The organism is Blastococcus sp. VKM Ac-2987 (assembly GCF_026967805.1).
Lineage (GTDB): Bacteria > Actinomycetota > Actinomycetes > Mycobacteriales > Geodermatophilaceae > Blastococcus.
Genome location: NZ_JAPVBG010000001.1, coordinates 1672676 through 1690669 on the forward strand (window position 1 = coordinate 1672676; position 17994 = coordinate 1690669).

Sequence of the window (17994 nt, forward strand, 5' to 3'; positions counted from 1 at the left end):
CACCGGCGCGAACGTCCCCACTGAACGGAGCTCGACTGCCATGCACCCCACCGCACGTACCGCCCGGAGGAGCCTGGCCGCCGGCTGCGGCCTCGCCGCCGCGCTCGCCGTCACGCTCGCCGCCCCGGCCTCCGCCGCGCCGCCGGCCGCACCCACCGTGGTCGGCGACCTCGCCTACGGCCCGGCGTCCCCGGGCAACCTGCTCGACCTGCACCTGCCGGACGTCCGCGGGAAGGGCGACCTGCCGCTGGTCATCTGGCACTCGGGCTCCGCGTGGTTCAGCAACGACGTCAAGACCGGCGAGCAGGCGCTGGACGTCGTCGCGGAGTTCACCGGCCGCGGCTACGCCGTCGCGGCGATCAACGTGCGCTCCAGCTTCGACGCCCGCTTCCCGGCACAGGGCCACGACGTGCGCGCCGCCGTCCGCTACCTGCGGGAGAACGCCGACCGGTACGGCCTCGACCCGGACCGCTTCGCGTTCATGGGTAACTCGTCGGGCGGCTGGTCGGCGGCGTTCGCCGCGACCACGAGCGACGAGCTCGAACTGCCCGGGGAGACAGGCGTGGACGGGACGTCGAGCGCCGTCCAGGTGGCCGTGCCGTTCTTCCCGCCGACGGACTTCCTGTCGATGGACACCTTCGCGGCCGAGAACGACCTGCCGATGCAGCCCGGCATCTACCCCCACGACGCGCCGGACTCCCCGGAGAGCCGGCTGATCGAGTGCCCCGGTGAGGTCTTCCCGACCGAGCTCGTGAGCATCCAGGCGTGCCCGGCGGAGACCGAGGCGGCCGACCCGAGCAGCTACATCGAGGGCGACGAGATCCCCATCTGGGTGCTCCACGGCCTGGCCGACCCGCTGCTGCCCTACAACCAGAGCCAGCTCGTCTACGACACGACGACGGCGGAGGGGAACGAGGCGCGATTCACCCTCGTGCCGGGCGCCGGACACTCGGTCGACGACATCATCGGCGCCCGGGAGTCGACGACGTGGCTCACGAACGCCTACGGGCGCGAGCGGGTCGTCCACCGCGCCGCGCCGAGCTGGCACGACATCGACCGGTTCCTGCGCCTCGGTTTCGCCCAGGCGGAGCGGGCCGGCCGCTGAGCCGGCAGGCGGCGTGCGCCGGCGCCCGACTTCGCGGAAGTCGGGCGCCGGGCCGTCCTCCAGGGGCCGACTTCCCGGAAGTCGGCGCCTGGCCAGCCGGTCAGAACCCCGAGTGGTCCGGGGCCGCGGGCGCAGGGCCGGACACCGGTCCGGCGGCCACGGGCTGCGCGGCCTCGGTGGCGTCCTTCTCCTCCTTGGCCCGGTGGATCTGCTCGTAGACCCGCGCCCGCAGCTCGGCGAAGCGCGGCGAGGAGCGGGTGGTGAGCTGGTCCCGCTCGTCGGGGAGATCGATGGCCAGGTCGTCGCGGATCACCGTCGGCGAGTTGGACAGGATCAGCACCCGCTGACCCAGGTAGACCGCCTCGTCGATGTCGTGGGTGACGAAGAGCGTGGTGACCTGGAACCGGTGCCACAGGTCGCGGATGAGGTCCTCGAGGTCGGCGCGGGTCTGCGCATCGACGGCGGCGAACGGCTCGTCCATGAGCAGCACGTGCGGCTCGTAGGCCACCGCGCGGGCGATCGCCACCCGCTGCTGCATGCCACCGGAGAGCTGCCACGGGTAGGCCGCGTGCGCCTCCGCGAGCCCGACCGCGGCCAGCGACTCCTCCACCAGCTCCGTGCGGCGGGCGGTGGGCAGCTTCTTCTGCTTGAGCGGCAGCTCGACGTTCTCCCGCACCGTCATCCAGGGGAAGAGGCTGCGACCGTACTCCTGGAACACCACGGCCATGCCCGGCGGCGGGCCCTGGACGCGGGTGCCCTCGAGCAGCACCTCGCCCTCGGTCGGGTCGAGCAGCCCCGACATGATCTTCAGCAGCGTCGTCTTCCCGCAGCCCGAGGGGCCGACCAGGCAGGCGAGCTCGCCGGCCTGCAGGGTGAACGTCAGGTCGCGGACGGCCTCCACCGTGCGGTCCCTGCTCTCGTAGACCTTCTTGATGCCGCGGACGTCGAGCACGGGGGTCCCCTTCCCGGGAGTGAGAGGTCAGGAGGAGCGCTGCGCGCGGCGCAGGCCGTGGTACCACGCGAGCTGCCGGCTCTCGACGATCCGGAACAGCAGGGCCAGGAGGAAGCCGAGCAGGCCGAGCATGAGCATGCCCGCCCAGGTCTCCGGGATCGCGAAGCTGCGCTGCGCCTGGACGACCGCGTAGCCCAGCCCGTTGGTGGCGGCGAACAGCTCGCTGATGACCATGAGGATGATCGCGACCGACAGCCCCTGGCGGAGCCCGGCGAAGATCTGCGGGCTGGCGCTGGGCAGCACCAGGTGCCGCAGCCGCGACCAGCCGCGCAGGCCGTAGACGCGGCCGGTGTCGCTGAGCACCTCGTCGACGGCGCGCACGCCCTCGACGGTGTTCAGCAGGATCGGCCACATGCAGCCGAAGGCGATGACGACGATCTTCATGCCGTCACCGAGGCCGAACAGCAGGATGAAGATCGGCACCAGCACCGGCGGCGGGATGGCCCGGAAGAACTCGAAGACCGGCTCGGTCAGCGCCCGGACCGTGCGCGACGTGCCGATCAGCACGCCGAGGACGAGGGACACCAGGACGGCGAGGGCGTAGCCGGCCGCCAGCCGGTAGAGGCTGGGCCAGACGTCGGAGACCAGGCGCGGGCCGAACCACTCCTCGACCAGGCTGTCGAGGATCTCCGACAGCGGCGGGAAGAAGAAGCTGGTGCTGCCGGCGCTGGCGAACCACCAGGCGGTGAGCAGGATGACCGGCAGGCCGACGGTCATCGCGACCCGGCGCAGCACGCTCATGCCGCCACCTCCGCTCGCTGGGACGGGTGCCACGAGAGCGCCCGCCGCTCGACGGTCCGGAAGACCAGGTTGACGATCACGCCGAGGATGCCCGTGACGACCACGATGGCGTAGGTGGCGGCGACCGCACCGCTGCTCTGCGCGTTGTTGAGCAGCTGACCCAGGCCCGGGGTGCCGATGACCAGCTCGGCGGTGACCGCGAGGATCAGCGCGACGGCGGCGCCCAGCCGCAGCCCGGTCATCACGTACGGCAGCGCGGTGGGCCAGGTGACGTGCCGGACCCGCGCCCAGGGGCCCAGCCCGTAGGCGCGCGCGGTGTCCTGCGCGACCGGGTCGACGTCCTGCACGCCGTAGAGGACCTGGATGAGGATCTGCCAGAAGGCCGCGTAGACCACCAGGAGCAGCTCGCTCTCCAGGTCGTTGCCGTACAGCAGGACGGCGATCGGGATGAGCGCCACCGACGGGATCGGGCGCAGGAACTCGATGGTGGAGGCGGTGAACTCCCGGGCGAACCGGTTGGTGCCGAGGAGCAGCCCCAGCAGCACGCCGGTCACCGCGGCGATGGCCAGGCCGATCGCCCAGCCCTTGAGGGTCTCCAGCACGGCGGTCCAGAACTCCGGTCGGCCGAACTGGGCGATCAGCTCCGCGCCGATCTCCGACGACGGCGGGAACCAGCGCCGCGGGACCAGCCCGATCCGCGGCGCCACCTCGACCAGCACGACGAGGACGGCCAGGCCGAGCAGCCCAAGCGCCCAGGCCGGGACCGGCCGTCGCCGGCCCGCTCGCGGGGAGCGGTCCGGCGGTGCAGCACCTGTCGACGCCCGGGTAGCGGTCGACCCGGTCACGGCAGCAGGGCGTCCAGGTCCGGAGCCTCGTCGAGCAGCCCGTCCTCGACCGCGAGGTCGGAGAGGGTCTGCACCGAGTCGCGGTTGACCTCGGCCGGCCAGGCCGGCAGCGTCATCGCCTCGGCGATGGCCGGGTCGATCTGGGTGTACTCACCGAGGATCTCGCGGACGGCGTCCGGGTTCTCCTGCGCGTACTGCAGCGACTGCTCCGTCGCGTCGCTGAAGCACTCGACGGCCTCGGGGTTCTCCTGGGCGTACTGCTCGCTGGTGAAGTACGCGGCCACGGTGAGGTCGTCGGCGGTGTCGACGAAGTTCGACGTCACCACCCGGGCACCGGCGTCGGTGGCGACGGCGAGGAACGGCTCGACCACCCAGGCGGCGTCCACGTTGCCCTGCTCCAGGGCAGCGGGCATCTCCGGGAACGGGAGCTCGACGAACTCGACGGCGTCGGGGTCACCGCCGGCAGCCCGCACCGACTCGCGGATCGTCGTCGTGCCGATGTTGTTCAGCGTGTTGACCGCCACCGTGGCGCCGGCCAGGTCGGCTGCGCCGGCGATGCCGCTGTCGGGGGTGGTGACGACGGCGCCGAAGTCCGCGCCCTGCTCACCGGTGGAGGCGACGCCGTTGGCGACGACCCGCAGCGGCAGCCCCTCGCTGGCGGCGAGCAGCAGGGAGGTGATGTTGCTGAAGCCGAACTGGGACTGGCCGCTGACGACCGCGGGGACGATCGCGGCGCCGCCCTGGCCCGTCTCCAGGGTGAGCTCCAGCCCGCAGTCCGCGAAGAAGCCCTGCTCCTGGCCGAGGTAGAGCGGCGAGACGTCGACGATGGGGATCACCCCGACCGACACCTGCTCGAGCTCTCCGCCACCACCACCGCCGCCACCGGTGGTGGTCTCGTCGGAGCCGCCGCAGGCGGCGACCAGCACCAGGGGAGCGGCCACGAGCACGGCCACGGTGCGACGCATCGGGATCTCCTTCGATCGACGGGCAGGGACGACCCTGCTGCTCGCCGCGCGAGCGCGCCGGGGCGGCGTGAACGCTGGCACGTGGGGCAGACGGCGTCAAACCACCGTGACCGCTCCGTCATGTGCTCGACGGTGGGGTGGGACGTGGCGGAACCGGCTGCGGGGGGCGCCCCCCGCGGGCGCAGAATGGCCGCGATGACCGCCCCCGCCACCCGGCGGCGCGCCGCCTGGCGGCTGGCGCTGCCGGCCGTCGCCCTCGTCCTGGTGGCGCTCTGCCTGCGCGCCCCTTTCGCCGCGGTGGGCCCGCTGCTCGCCGAGCTGGGCGACGAGCTCGCGCTCACCACCGGGGCGCTCGCCGTCGTCACCGCCCTGCCGCTGGTCTGCTTCGGGCTGGTCTCGCCGTTCGCCCCCGCCCTGGCCGCCCGGCTGGGGGTGCACCGGGCCGTGCTGCTCGGCGTCGTCGCCCTGACCGCCGGCATCGTGCTCCGGCTGGCCGGCGTCCCGGGGCTCTTCGCGGGCACGGTCCTGCTCACCGGCGGCATCGCCGTGGCCAACGTGCTCCTGCCGGCCGCGGCCCGCGCGGAGTACGGCAACCGCAGCGCCGTGGTGCTCGGGATGATCGTCGCGGCCATGGCCGGCTCGGCGAGCATCGGCGCGGGGCTGGCCCAGCCGCTGGCCTCGGCCGGCGGCACCGCCGTCACCGGCCTGCTGCTGTGGGCGGTCCCGGTGCTGGCGGCGCTGCTCGGGATGGCCGCGCTCACCCGGGCGCGCCGGGCGGTCCCGCCCCCACCGGCGGCCCCGGCCGGTGCCCGCACCGCCGTCCTGCGCGACCGCGTGGCGCTGGCGGTGACGCTCTTCTTCGGGCTCCAGTCGCTGTCGTTCTACGCGATGCTCACCTGGCTGGCCGAGGTGCTGGAGGCCGAGGCCGGCGTCTCCCCCGTCGCCGCCGGCGGCCTGCTGGCGCTGGCGGCCGGGCTGGGCATCCCCGCGTCCCTGGTCGTGCCCCCGATGGCGGCCCGCCGCCCGGGTCAGCAGGGCTGGGTGCTCGTCGGCACCCTGCCGGTGCTCGCCGGGATCACCGGCCTCCTCGTGGCCCCCGCCGCGGCCCCCCTGCTCTGGACGCTGCTCTACGGCATCGGCACCGGCATCGCCTTCCCGCTGGCGATGACCCTGATCCTGCAGCGCACCCGCGACGTCGCCCAGACCGGACGGCTGTCCGCGGCGGCCCAGAGCGCGGGCTACCTGGTGGCCGCCGCCGGCCCGCTCGGCGTCGGCCTGCTGCACGAGGCGACCGGCGCCTGGGAGCCCGGGCTGCTGCTGCTCCTGGTGGTCGTGGCCGTGCAGCTGGCCGTCGGGCTCGCGGCGGCCCGCCCCCGCCTGGTCGGCGCGTCTGTCTGACGCCCCGTGCCAGTTGATCATCGTCGTGTGGCGGGCCGACTCGCCGGCGGCGGCCGCCAGATGACGATGATCAACGGCGTCAGGGGTCGGCGGTGACGCCCTCGGGGGTGGCCGTGACCGGGGTGCCGACGACGCCGTGCAGGTGGCACGCGGCCAGCTGACCGGGTGCGCCCGCCGGCTGCAGCGCCGGGTCGACGTCGTCGCACGGCTCGAACACGTACGGGCAGCGGGTGCGGAACCGGCAGCCGCTGGGGACGGCGGACGGCGAGGGGACGTCGCCGGTCAGCACGATCCGCTGCCGGGCCCGCTCCTGCGCCGGGTGCGGCAGCGGGACCGCCGACAGCAGGGCCTGCGTGTACGGCATCTCCGGGGCGCTGCCCACCGCCGCCGCGGGCCCGACCTCCACGACCCGGCCCAGGTACATGACGGCGATCCGGTCGGAGATGTGCCGGACGGCGGAGAGGTCGTGGGAGATGAACAGCAGCGTGAGCCCCAGCTGCCGCTGCAGCCGGCGCAGCAGGTTGAGCACCTGGGCCTGCACGCTCACGTCGAGCGAGGCGATCGCCTCGTCGCAGACGAGGAAGTCCGGCTCCCCCGCCAGCGCCCGCGCGATGCCGACGCGCTGCCGCTGCCCCCCGGAGAACTCGTGCGGGTAGCGCCCGGCCACCGCGGGGTCCAGACCCACCAGCTCCAGCAGCTCGCCCACCCGCGCCGCGCGCTCGCGCTTGCCCGACCGCAGGCCGTGCACCTCCAGCGGCTCGCTGACCGTCTGCGCCACGGTGCGCCGCGGGTCGAGGGAGGCGAACGGGTCCTGGAACACCATGCCCGCCCGGCGGCGCATCTCCTTGAGGCCGCGGCGGTCCAGCGCGGTGACGTCGGTGCCGTCGAAGGTGACCGTGCCGCCGGTGGGCGGCACCAGGCGCAGCAGTGCGTTGCCCAGCGTCGACTTCCCGCAGCCGGACTCGCCCACCAGGCCGAGCGTCTCGCCGCGGAGGACGTCCAGGTCGACGCCGTCCACCGCGCGCAGCACGCCCGCGGGCGCCCGGCGGAACCCGCCGCCCCCCACGGGGAAGTGCACCTCCAGCCCGCGGGCCGACACCAGCACGTCCTCGCTCATCCGCGGCTCCCCCCGTCCACGCCCTCGGTGCACCAGGTGGCCGCGCGGTGCGGCAGCCCGGCGCCGTCGCCGGTGTACGCGCCGGACGCGGTCGCCCCCGCCGGCCCGCCGGCCGGGGCCCGCGAGACGACCGCCAGCGGCGGCTGCTCGGTCTCGCAGCGCGGATCGGCGCGCACCGGGCACCGCGGCCAGAAGACGCAGCCCTGCGGCAGGTCGGTGGGCGGGGGCGGCAGCCCCGGGATCGCGGTCAGCTCGGGCACCTCGCCGTCGGGGCCCACCGGCGCGGCGAGGTCGGGCAGCGAGCCGAGCAGGCCCCGGGTGTACGGGTGCGCCGGCCGCTCGAGGACGTCGTCGACCGTGCCGTCCTCCACGCAGCGCCCGCCGTACATGACCAGCACCCGGTCGGCGATCCCGGCGACGACGCCGAGGTCGTGGGTGATCCAGATGACGCCCGTGCCGTGCTCGTCCTGCAGCCCTTCGATCAGGTCGATGATCTGCGCCTGCACGGTGACGTCCAGCGCCGTCGTCGCCTCGTCGGCGATCAGCAGCGACGGCGAGTTCGACAGCGCGATCGCGATGACCACCCGCTGGCGCATCCCGCCGGAGAGCTCGTGCGGGTAGCGGTCGAGCGCCCCCTCGGGGTCGGGCAGGCCCACCTCGCGCAGCAGCTCCGCGGCCCGGGACCGGGCGTCGGCCTTGGAGACGTCGCCGTGCGCCCGGATGCCCTCGACCAGCTGCCGGCCGATGGTCAGCACCGGGTTCAGCGACGTCATCGGGTCCTGGAACACCATGCCGGCGCCGGCGCCGCGCACCTGCCGCAGCCGGTCGGGCGCCATGGTCAGCAGGTCCTCGCCCTGCAGCAGCGCCCGGCCGGTCACCGTCGCGACCCGCGCGGGCAGCAGACCCAGCAGGGCCAGCACCGAGACGCTCTTGCCGCTGCCGGACTCCCCGACGACGGCGACCGTCTCGCCCGCGCCGACGGTGTAGCTCAGCCCGTTGACCACGTCGGCCGGTCCGCGCGGCGTGCGCAGCCGGACCCGCAGGTCCTCGACCTCCAGCACCGGTTCCCCGGCCGTCACTTGCCACCCCCGGCCATCAGGGTGCGCTGGCGCGGGTCCAGCGCGTCGCGGAGCCCGTCACCGAGCAGGTTGAAGCACAGCACGGTCAGGAAGATCGCCATCCCCGGGAAGAACGCCAGCCACCAGGCCAGCTGGATGTAGCCGCGGCCCTCGGCCAGCATCAGCCCCCACGAGGGGTCGGGCGGCTGGGTGCCCAGGCCGAGGAACGACAGCGCCGCCTCGGCCAGCACGGCGAAGGCCAGGCTGATCGAGGTCTGCACGATGATCGGGGGAGCTGCGTTCGGGAGGATGTGGCGGGTCAGGATCCGCCAGTCCGAGGCGCCGACCGAGCGGGACGCCCGCACGTACACCTCCTCGCGCACGCCGAGGACGCTGGCGCGGGTGACGCGGGCGAAGATCGGCGTGTAGACGATGCCGATCGCCAGCGCGGTGTTGCCCGACCCGGGCCCGCGGACGGCGAGGACGGCGATCGCCAGCAGCACCGCGGGGAACGCGAACAGCATGTCCATGAACCGCATCAGGACGTCGTCGACCCACTTGCCGTAGTAGCCGGCGAGCAGGCCGATCATCGTGCCGACGACCAGCGCGAACCCGACCGCCAGGAAGCCGACCTTCAGCGACACCGAGGCGCCGAGGATGACCCGGCTGAGGATGTCCCGGCCGAGGTCGTCGGTGCCGAAGGGGTGCTCCCAGCTGGGCGACTGCAGCCGGTCGGCCACCTCGATGTCGTTGGCCCCGTCGGGCGCGATGGTCTCGTCGAAGACCGCCACGACCACGATCAGCAGCAGGAGCACCGAGGCGATGGCCGCCGTGGGGTTGTGCGCCAGCAGGCTGAGCGTCTCCCGCGAGCGCGGGCGGGCCGGCCGCAGCGTGGCCACCGGGGACGTCCCCGGCGCCCCCGCCGGGGTGTCCGGGGAGTTGCCGGGCTCGGGGACGGGCGCGCCCGTCATGGCAGCAGGACCCGGCTGGACGTCATCGCCGGATCCGGGGGTCGATGGCGGTGTAGAGCAGGTCGACGACCAGGTTGATCACCAGGAAGACGACGGCGAACAGCAGGATCGCGCCCTGCAGCACCGGGTAGTCGCGCGCCTGGACCGCCTGCAGCGCGAGCTGCCCCAGGCCCGGCCACGAGAAGACGATCTCCACGACCACGACCCCGGACAGCAGGTAGGCCAGCTGCACGCCGGTGACCGTGACCAGCGGCAGCAGGGCGTTGCGCAGCACGTGCCAGGTGAACACCTGCCGCGTGGGCAGCCCCTTGGCCTGCGCCGTCCGCACGTGGTCCGAGCCCAGCGCCTCGAGCATGCTGGACCGGACGAACCGGGTGATGACCGAGCCGGACACCACGCCGGTCACCAGGGCCGGCATGAGCAGCCGCTGGAGCCAGGCGCCCGGGTCCTCGCTGATCGGCACGTACCCGCCCGAGGGCAGCCAGCCCAGCGTCCCGGCGAAGACCAGGATGAGCACGATGCCCATCCAGAAGTCGGGCACCGAGATGCCGAACTGGCTGATCACCGTGGCGACGCGGTCGACGATCGACCGGGGCCGCAGCGCCGAGACGGTGCCCAGCGGGATCGCGATGACCAGCGCGACCAGGATCGAGGCGAACGCCAGGGTCAGCGTGGCCGGCAGCCGCTCGGCGATCTGGGAGGTCACCGTCTCGCCGCTGCGGAAGCTGACCCCCAGGTCACCGGTGAGCGCCCGGCCGAACCAGGTGAAGAACTGCTCGACCAGCGGCTGGTCCAGCCCCGACCGCTCGCGCAGGGCGTCATAGCTCTCCTGGGAGAACCGCGTCCCCAGCGCGAGCCGCACCGGATCGCCCGGTACGAGGTGCACCAGGGCGAACACGATGACGCTCACCCCGGCGAGGACGACCGCGGACTGGCCGACCCGCCGGAGGACGTAGCCGGTCAGGGCAGCTCCACGCCTTCGAAGTTGATCGCCTTGTCCGCCCGGATCTCGTACCCGGACAGGCCCGGGGCCCAGGCCTGCACGACGTCGGGGTTGTACAGGTACAGGTAGGAGACGTCGTCGACGATCAGCTGCGCGGCCTGGTCGTAGAGGCCCTTGCGGGTGTCCTCGTCGGTCTCCGTGGACGCCTGCGTCAGCAGCTCGTCGACCTGCGGGTTGCTGTAGCCCTGGTAGTTGCTGGAGCCGTCGGTGATGTGCTGGGCGTGGTAGAAGTCGAACGGGTCGACGTTGCCCAGCCAGCCCAGCATGAAGGCGTCGAAGTCGCCCTGGCTCTGCCGGTCCAGCCAGGTCGCGAAGTCCACGGTCTGGACGTCGACCTCGATCCCGATCGGCTCGAGCTGGCTGGCGATGACCTGCGCGGCGGTGACGGTCTCCGGGAACTCGTCGGTGACCATCAGCCCCATCGTGATCGGCGTCTGCACGCCGGCCTCCGCGAGCAGGGCCTGCGCCTCCTCCACGCTGGGCTCGAACGGCGCGTAGTCGTAGTGGTAGAAGCTGTCCTCGGGGATGGCTGTCTGGTTGGGCTGCGCCGCGCCGAACCGGGCCGCCTCGGTGACCGCGCCGCGGTCGACGGCGGTCGCGATCGCCTGCCGCACCAGCGGGTTGCCGAACGGCTCCCGGGCGTGGTTCATGGCCATGTACCAGTAGTCGACGCTGGGCGTGGTCGCCAGCTCGACGGCGCCGTCGCCCTCCAGCGACTCGATCTGCTGCGGCGGGATGTTGTCGGTCCACTGCACCTCGCCGTTCTGCAGCGCGGTCAGCGCCGCGGCCGGCTCGGTGATGTAGCGGAACTCGACGCCGTCGATGCTCGGCGCGCCGCCCCAGTAGTCCTGGTAGGTGGCCAGCTCCGTGCTGCTGGCGTCCGAGTTCTCCAGGGTGAAGGGGCCGGTACCGACCGCTTCGGTGGTGAGGTCGTACTCCTCGGCCGCGCCCTCGGGCAGGATCGACATGCCCTTGAAGGCGCCGATCAGCGCCGGCAGGTTGGGCGTGGGCTGGCTGACGGTGATCTCGACGGTCTGCGGGTCGACGGCCTCGACGTTCTCGACGGTGGTGAACCGGTAGGCGTTGTTCAGCTCCTCGTCGATGATCCGGTTGTACGAGTAGACGACGTCCGCGGCGTCGAACTCGCTGCCGTCGTGGAACGTGACTCCCTCGCGCAGGGTGAACGTCCAGGTGAGCCCGTCCTCGCTGACCTCCCAGTCGGTCGCCAGGCTCGGCTCCATCGTCAGGTCCTCGGCATTCGGGACGACGAGGGTGTCGTAGACGTTCTCCAGCACCTGGAAGCTGGGGTAGGCGCTCGTGACGTGCGGGTCGAACTGGTCCGGCTGTGCGCTCACCGCGGCGACCAGGACGTTGTCACCGCCGCCGCCACCCCCACCGCCGCCGCCGGTGTCGACGCTCTCCCCTCCGCCGCTGCACGCGCTGAGCGACAGCGCGCCGACGGCGCCGAGGGACAGGAGTCGGGTCGTGCGCACGGGAACCTCCGAGGTCGGGGCAGCTCGTCCACCTCGACCTTGCTCCCGTCCCCGCAGGTTGGCGACCCGGATCCGCGCGATCGTTGCCGGTTCGAGATCCGCCGGTGGACGAGCGATCCGGCGTGAGCCACCTCACAATCGAGCCCACCACGACCGTCGCCCAGGAGAGGTGCTCCATGACCGACGTCCACTCCTCGCACCGAGCCCGCATCCCCCGCGACCGGGAGCACGACTACACCGACGAGATGGCGCACAAGCGCCAGGCCTTCGTCGCCGAGCAGACCGGCGCGGGGCTCGACCACGTCGGCCGCTACTCCATCGACCCCGGCGTCCTGCCCGGCAACGTGGAGAACTTCACCGGGGTGGCCCAGGTCCCCATCGGCCTCGCCGGCCCCCTCACGGTGCGCGGCGAGCACGCCCGGGGCGACTTCTTCGTCCCGCTGGCCACCACCGAGGGCACGCTGGTGGCCAGCTACAACCGCGGCATGCGGCTGATCGGCGAGTGCGGCGGGGTGCGCACCACGGTCGTCGACGACCACATGCAGCGGGCGCCGGCGTTCCTGTTCCACAACGCGCTGGAGGCCCGGGAGTTCGGCCGCTGGGTGGACGAGCACCTCGACGAGATCCGGGCGGCGGCCGAGTCCACCACCAGCTCGGGGAAGCTGACCTACATCGGCCAGCACCAGATCGGGCCGCTGCGCTACCTGCGGGTCAACTACACGACCGGGGACGCCGCCGGCCAGAACATGACCGGCAAGGCCACGCTCGCCGCGTGCGAGTGGATCAAGGCCAACCACCCCGACCGCCCGCGCTACGTGCTCTCCGGCGCCATCGACACCGACAAGAAGCACTCGCAGATCAACATGCTCATGACCCGCGGGAAGCGGGTGGTGGCCGAGGTGACGATCCCGAACGAGGTGCTGAAGCGGGTGACCGGCGTCGACACCCGGCAGCTCTTCGAGTACCGGCAGATCGGCATGGCCGGGGCGTTCATGTCCGGCGCGGCCTACAACGGCGCGCACGCGGCCAACGGGCTGACCGCGATGTTCATCGCCACCGGGCAGGACGCCGCCAACGTCGCCGAGTCGCACTCCGGCGTCACCTACACCCAGCTGCTGGAGAACGGCGACTACTACTGGTCGACGACGCTGACCTCGCTCATCGTCGCCACCTACGGCGGCGGGACCGGGCTGCCCACGCAGCGGGAGTGCCTGGAGGTGCTCGGCTGCTACGGCAAGGACAAGGTGCAGAAGTTCGCCGAGATCTGCGCCGGCGTCGTGCTGGCCGGCGACATCTCGCTGACCTCGGCGATCCTGGCCGGTGACTGGGTGACCAGCCACGACAGCCTGGGCCGCAACCGGTAGGCCCGGGTCCGGCGGTCCGGGACAACCGTCGTCCCGGACCGCCAGACTGCCCGGGTGGACCTGACCTGCCGCCCCCGGACGCTGCACCTGCGCGACACCTTCACCATCGCCCGGTCCTCGGTGGACACCGAGGAGGTCCTGGTCGTCACCGTCGACGCCGGCGGCGTCCGCGGGTACGGCGAGGGGGCGCCGGTGGCCTACTGGGGCGAGTCGGTGCCCGGCATGGCCGACGCCGTGGCCGCCGACGGCACCGCCCTGCTCGGGGACGACCTGCGCGACCTCGAGGGGATCGCCCGCCGGCTGCGCGCCTGGGACGGCCCCCAGGGCGCGAAGATGGCCCTCGACGGCGCCGCGCACGACTGGGTGGGCCGCCGGTACGGCCTCCCGGTGTGGCGGCTGCTCGGCCTGGCCGGGTCCGCGCCGCCGACGAGCTTCACCATCGGCATCTCGACCGTCGCGGAGACCGTCGCCCGCGTGCAGCGGGCGCCGGGCTTCGCCGTCTACAAGGTGAAGGTCGGGGGCCCCGGCGACCTGGAACGGCTGGCGGCGATCCGCTCGGTGTCCGGCGCCGGGCTGCGGATCGACGGCAACGAGGGCTGGACGTTCGAGCAGGCCCGGGACCTCACGCCCCGCCTGCGCGAGCTCGGCGTGGAGCTGGTCGAGCAGCCCTTCCCCGCGGCCGACCTCGACTCCTTCGCCCGCTACCGCGAGCTCCCCGACCGGCTGCCGGTCTTCGTCGACGAGGGCTGCCGGGACCTCGCCTCCGTGCCGGCCGTGGCCGGCTACGCCGACGGCATCGTGGTGAAGCTGGCCAAGTGCGGCGGTATCCGCGAGGCGCAGCGCATGCTGGCCGCCGCGGCCGCGCTGGACCTGCGGGTGATGCTGGGCTGCATGATCGAGTCGCAGCTCGGCATCGCCCAGGCCGCCCAGCTCGGCGCGCTGGCCGACCTGGTGGACCTCGACGGCCACCTGCTCATCAGCGACGAGCCGTTCACCGGGCTGGGGCTCACCGACGGGCGGCTGGTGCTGCCCGACGCGCCGGGTCTCGGGCTCGTCGCGGAGGAGGAGGCGGCGTGAGTGACGACCGGCTGGCCGTCCTGACCGGCGGGCAGCTCGCCGAGTCCTACGCCAAGACCGCGCACGGGGTGCTGCGCTACGGCACCCGCGAGGTGGTCTGCGTGATCGACGCCGCGCACGCCGGGCGGCGCGCGGTGGACGTCGTCCCGTTCTGCGCCTCCCCCGCCCCCGTGGTCGCCGACGTCTCCGCCGCCCGGGAGCTGGGCGCGACGACGGTGCTGCTGGGCGTCGCGCCACTCGGCGGCCGGCTCACGGCGGCCTGGCGGGAGGTGCTGCTGGCCGCGCTGGGGCTTGGGATGCACGTCGAGGCGGGGCTGCACACCGATCTGGGCGCCGATCCGGAGCTCGCGGCCGCGGCCCGGACGGCCGGGGTGGGGATCCGGGACCTGCGCGCCGTCCCCGGGGACCTCGGGGTCCCGCTCGCCGAGCCGGTTCCGGCCCGCGTGGTGCACACGGTCGGCTCCGACTGCGCCATCGGGAAGATGAGCGTCGTCCTCGAGCTGGACCGCGCCGCGCGCGACCGCGGGCTCGGCTCGGTGTTCGTGGCCACCGGGCAGACCGGCGTCGCGATCTCGGGCTGGGGCATGGCCGTCGACCACGTGATCGCCGACTTCGTCGCCGGGGCGGCCGACCGGCTGGTCCGCGACGGGGCCACCCGCGGCGACCTGCTCTGGCTCGAGGGCCAGGGCTCGATCTACCACCCGGCCTACTCGGGGGTGACGCTCGGCCTGCTGCACGGTTCGTCGGCCGACGCCCTGGTGCTGTGCCACCGGGCGGGGCGCACCGCGATCGCCGACTACCCGGGCACCGGCCTGCCGCCGCTGGCCGGGATCGTGCGCGGCTACGAGCAGGCCGCCGGGTGGGTGCGGCCCGCACGGGTCGCCGCCGTCGCGCTGAACACCGCCGGGCTGGACGACGCCGCCGCCCGGCGGGCGGTCGACGACGCCGCCGCGAAAACGGGGCTCGTCACCGACGACGTCGTCCGCTTCGGCGCGGAGCGGGTGCTGGACGCCGTCATGGCCGCCCTCCCGGCGTCAACCGCGCCCGAGTGAGCAGTCCTGGTCGCCGACATGCCGGTGCACGCTGCCCCGGGCGACCACAGCTGCGCACTCGGCCGGACCGGCGGTGCCTCAGTCGACCGTCACGTCGTTGAAGGGCAGGTGCGGCTCGACCCAGGGGAAGACGACGAGCAGCAGCAGGGCGCTCACGGCGAGCACCAGCACCACCGACTGCAGCGCCTTGAGGCTGCTGCCACCGGGCAGGTGTCGCCAGATCCAGCCGTACACGGGTCCTCCGGTCAGTTCGGGTCAGCCCTCGCGCAGCGCCGGCGGACCGTCGGGCATCTCGGCCTTCGGGATGCCGGCCCCGTCGAGCCGGGCGTGGATGATCAGCCGCTGGCGCGCGGAGAAGCGCGGGTGGCAGGTGGTGAGGGTCAGGTAGCTGCCGGTCGGGCCGGCGCTCGCGGCCTGGTTCGGCGTCGGCGCGATGACCGACACGTCGGCCGGGCTGACGATCTGGCGACCGGGGATGCCGCTGGGGTCGGTGTCGAGGTCGCCGGTCGCGGGGTCGCCGAGCACCCGGTAGACGAACCAGCGGTCGGCCGTCTCCACGACTATCGGGTCGCCGGGCTGCATCAGGTCCAGCTCCAGGAACGGCGAGCCCTTGCCCACCCGGTGGCCGGCCAGCGCGACGTTGCCCGGCTCCCCGGGCATCGCCGTCCCGGCGTAGTGGCCGGGGCCCTGCGACAGCTCGCCCTCGGTGGTCCCCTCCAGGATCACGCGGGCGTAGTCCTCTCCCAGCCGCGGGATGCGCAGGACGCCGAAGGCATCCCCGATCTCCACCTGGACCAGCCCGGCTTCCGCGGGTGCGTCCGCCCACCGGTCCTGCAGCTCGGAGCTGAGCTCGTCCTGCCGGCGGTCGGTGAGGAAGTCGGTGACGTAGACCTCGTAGACGACGAAGAGCAGCAGGACCAGCCCGCAGGTGACCAGCAACTCGCCGACCCCGCGGACGACGCCGCGCACCCGGTCCCCGCGGGCCGGACCGCGGCGCATGGGCTGGTCGGCCGGCTCCTCGCTCGCGTCGTCCCAGAACTCGTCGTCCGGCTCCTCGTCCCAGAGCCGATCGTCCGGCTGGTCGTCCCACGGCCGTCCGGCCGGCGAGCCGGCGGGGCCGATCCGGCTGCCTCCCGCGACGGGGAACGGTCCGTGGCGGTGCCCTGCCGCACGGTCGAACACCGGCGGCACCGGCGGGCGGCCCGCGACCAGCTGCACGCCCGGCTCCGCGACGTGGTCCCACCGCCGCGTCGGGCGGGTGTCCTCCTCGAGCCGACCCCGGTACGGGTCCGTCATACCGTTCCCCCGGATGTCGGCCTACGGTGCACACGTGCGGCGCCCGGTAGACGGTAAGTGACGGAACAGGCGCGCATCGTGATCCGACACGCCGGTAGAATCCGCGACCCGGTGGAACCGGCGGCTGCCGGTCCTGCGTATGTGGGCATCCGCACGGCGCCGGAAGCCGTGGAGCGGCCCTCGGCCGGTCGGGGGAATGAGTTCGGCACGATGCCGGTTCGGCACCCGCGGTTCGTGCCGGACAGCTCTCGTCAGCGCACGTGGACGCCGGAGATGGTGCGCGCGATGACCAGCCGCTGGATCTCCGAGGTGCCCTCGAAGATGGTGTAGATCTTCGCGTCCCGCGCCATCCGCTCGACCGGGTAGTCGCGGGTGTAGCCGTTGCCGCCGAGGATCTGCATGGCCTTCTCGGTGACCCGGACGGCGGTCTCGCCGGCGACGAGCTTGGACATCGAGCCCTCGGCGGCGGTGAACTGCTGGCCGTTGCGCGCCATCCACGCCGCGCGCCAGACCAGCAGCCGGGCGGCGTCGATCGACGTCCTCATGTCGGCGAGCAGGAAGGCGACGGCCTGGTTCTCGATGATCGGTCGGCCGAACTGCACCCGCTGCCCGGCGTACTCCAGGGCGTAGTCGTAGGCGGCCCGCGCCACCCCGACCGCCTGCGCCCCGACCGCCGGCCGGGTGCGCTCGAAGGTGGCCATCGACGGCTGGGTGCGCCCGCTCTGCACGCCCTCGCGGGCCCGGGCGAGGCGCTCCTCGAGCTTCTCCCGGCCGCCGAGCAGGCAGTCGCCGGGGATCCGGCACTCGTCCAGCACGACCTCGGCGGTGTGCGAGGCGCGGATGCCGTGCTTGAGGAACTTCTGCCCCTGGGAGATGCCCTTCGTGCCCGGCGGGACGACGAAGCTGGCGTGCCCCCGGGCCTTGAGCTCGGGGTCGACGACGGCGGTGACCACGTGGATGTCGGCGATGCCGCCGTTGGTGGCCCAGGTCTTGGTGCCGGTGAGCACCCACTCGTCGGTCTTCTCGTCGTAGACCGCCCGGGTGCGCATGGCGCCGACGTCGGAGCCGGCGTCGGGCTCGCTCGAGCAGAACGCGGCCACCTTCGGCTCGGTCTCGGTACCGAACATCGCCGGGATCCACTGTCCGACCTGCTCGTCGGTGCCGTTCGCCCGCACCGAGGCGGCGGCCAGCGTCGTCCCCACGATCGCCAGCCCGATCCCCGCGTCACCCCAGAAGAGCTCCTCCATGGTGAGCGGGATGCCGAGGCCGGACTCGTCGAACCACTGGGTGGCGAAGAAGTCGAGCGAGTAGAGCCCGATCTTCGCGGCCTCCTGCAGGACCTCCCACGGGAACGCCTCGCGCTCGTCGTACTCGTGCGCCGCCGGGCGGACGACGTCCGCGGCGAACTCGTGCACCCACTTCTGCAGCTCGAGCTGGTCCTCGGTGAGGTCGAACGACACGGCCATGCGGGGGCTCCTCGACTCGGTCCGTCACGTT

General features: G+C 73.5%; 17 protein-coding genes. 5 read left to right on the forward strand and 12 right to left on the reverse strand.

All coding sequences use genetic code 11. The annotated features are described in order from the left end of the window. Positions 1-40 precede the first annotated feature (40 nt). Positions 41-1105 (forward strand): alpha/beta hydrolase, encoded by a 1065-nt coding sequence (locus O2W17_RS08245; RefSeq protein ID WP_269191914.1) that lies wholly within the window; start codon positions 41-43, stop codon positions 1103-1105. A gap of 100 nt (positions 1106-1205) precedes the next feature. On the opposite strand, the gene O2W17_RS08250 is transcribed toward O2W17_RS08245, so the two are convergent. From O2W17_RS08250 to O2W17_RS08265, 4 genes are read right to left on the reverse strand one after another with little or no spacing between them, the layout of a single operon-like run. Continuing rightward, a complete protein-coding gene (locus O2W17_RS08250; protein WP_269191915.1) occupies positions 1206-2057 on the reverse strand; it encodes an ABC transporter ATP-binding protein in 852 nt (283 codons plus the stop codon). A gap of 27 nt (positions 2058-2084) precedes the next feature. Continuing rightward, a complete protein-coding gene (locus O2W17_RS08255; protein WP_269191916.1) occupies positions 2085-2858 on the reverse strand; it encodes an ABC transporter permease in 774 nt (257 codons plus the stop codon). Then, positions 2855-3703 (reverse strand): ABC transporter permease, encoded by an 849-nt coding sequence (locus O2W17_RS08260; RefSeq protein WP_269191917.1) that lies wholly within the window; start codon positions 3701-3703, stop codon positions 2855-2857. Before O2W17_RS08260 ends, O2W17_RS08255 begins: the two co-directional genes overlap by 4 nt. Further along, positions 3700-4668, reverse strand: a complete 969-nt coding sequence (locus tag O2W17_RS08265; RefSeq protein ID WP_269191918.1) for an ABC transporter substrate-binding protein — start codon at positions 4666-4668, stop codon at positions 3700-3702. Before O2W17_RS08265 ends, O2W17_RS08260 begins: the two co-directional genes overlap by 4 nt. A 195-nt stretch (positions 4669-4863) precedes the next feature. Between O2W17_RS08265 and O2W17_RS08270 the strand changes: the two genes are divergently transcribed. Beyond that, a complete protein-coding gene (locus O2W17_RS08270) occupies positions 4864-6066 on the forward strand; it encodes an MFS transporter (RefSeq protein WP_269191919.1) in 1203 nt (400 codons plus the stop codon). Between the two features lie 79 nt (positions 6067-6145). Here O2W17_RS08270 and O2W17_RS08275 read toward each other — a convergent pair whose 3' ends face one another. Genes O2W17_RS08275 through O2W17_RS08295 form a run of 5 tightly spaced genes read right to left on the reverse strand, consistent with a single transcriptional unit; the run spans position 6146 to position 11708 of the window. Then, a complete protein-coding gene (locus tag O2W17_RS08275) occupies positions 6146-7183 on the reverse strand; it encodes an ABC transporter ATP-binding protein (RefSeq protein WP_269191920.1) in 1038 nt (345 codons plus the stop codon). Beyond that, a complete protein-coding gene (locus tag O2W17_RS08280; protein WP_269191921.1) occupies positions 7180-8262 on the reverse strand; it encodes an ABC transporter ATP-binding protein in 1083 nt (360 codons plus the stop codon). The genes O2W17_RS08275 and O2W17_RS08280 overlap by 4 nt, the downstream gene beginning before the upstream one ends. Then, complete coding sequence (locus O2W17_RS08285) at positions 8259-9212, reverse strand: ABC transporter permease (protein WP_269191922.1); 954 nt, start codon at positions 9210-9212, stop codon at positions 8259-8261. Before O2W17_RS08285 ends, O2W17_RS08280 begins: the two co-directional genes overlap by 4 nt. Before the next feature lie 22 nt (positions 9213-9234). Then, positions 9235-10176, reverse strand: a complete 942-nt coding sequence (locus tag O2W17_RS08290; protein WP_269192054.1) for an ABC transporter permease — start codon at positions 10174-10176, stop codon at positions 9235-9237. Beyond that, entirely contained in the window at positions 10173-11708 is a 1536-nt protein-coding gene (locus tag O2W17_RS08295; protein ID WP_269191923.1) for an ABC transporter substrate-binding protein, read from the reverse strand. Before O2W17_RS08295 ends, O2W17_RS08290 begins: the two co-directional genes overlap by 4 nt. A 122-nt stretch (positions 11709-11830) precedes the next feature. On the opposite strand from O2W17_RS08295, the gene O2W17_RS08300 reads away from it, so the two are divergent. The 3 genes from O2W17_RS08300 to O2W17_RS08310 are packed head-to-tail and all read left to right on the forward strand — an operon-like array spanning position 11831 to position 15201. Continuing rightward, positions 11831-13072, forward strand: coding sequence for a hydroxymethylglutaryl-CoA reductase (locus O2W17_RS08300; RefSeq protein ID WP_269191924.1), 1242 nt, complete (start codon positions 11831-11833; stop codon positions 13070-13072). Between the two features lie 54 nt (positions 13073-13126). Continuing rightward, complete coding sequence (locus tag O2W17_RS08305; RefSeq protein ID WP_269191925.1) at positions 13127-14149, forward strand: dipeptide epimerase; 1023 nt, start codon at positions 13127-13129, stop codon at positions 14147-14149. Continuing rightward, positions 14146-15201: a DUF1611 domain-containing protein gene (locus O2W17_RS08310; protein ID WP_269191926.1), complete on the forward strand. Its 1056-nt coding sequence runs from the start codon at positions 14146-14148 to the stop codon at positions 15199-15201. The genes O2W17_RS08305 and O2W17_RS08310 overlap by 4 nt, the downstream gene beginning before the upstream one ends. 78 nt (positions 15202-15279) lie before the next feature. Here the strand turns inward: O2W17_RS08310 and O2W17_RS08315 are convergent, their stop codons facing one another. The 3 genes from O2W17_RS08315 to O2W17_RS08325 form a co-directional block, all read right to left on the reverse strand. Next, complete coding sequence (locus tag O2W17_RS08315; RefSeq protein ID WP_269191927.1) at positions 15280-15435, reverse strand: hypothetical protein; 156 nt, start codon at positions 15433-15435, stop codon at positions 15280-15282. A 21-nt stretch (positions 15436-15456) separates the two neighbouring features. Beyond that, on the reverse strand, positions 15457-16419 hold the full coding sequence (locus O2W17_RS08320) for a class E sortase (protein ID WP_269191928.1): 963 nt from the start codon (positions 16417-16419) through the stop codon (positions 15457-15459). A gap of 329 nt (positions 16420-16748) precedes the next feature. Further along, positions 16749-17963 carry an acyl-CoA dehydrogenase family protein gene (locus tag O2W17_RS08325; protein ID WP_269191929.1) on the reverse strand — a complete coding sequence of 405 codons (1215 nt, stop codon included), beginning with the start codon at positions 17961-17963 and terminating at the stop codon, positions 16749-16751. Positions 17964-17994 lie beyond the last annotated feature (31 nt).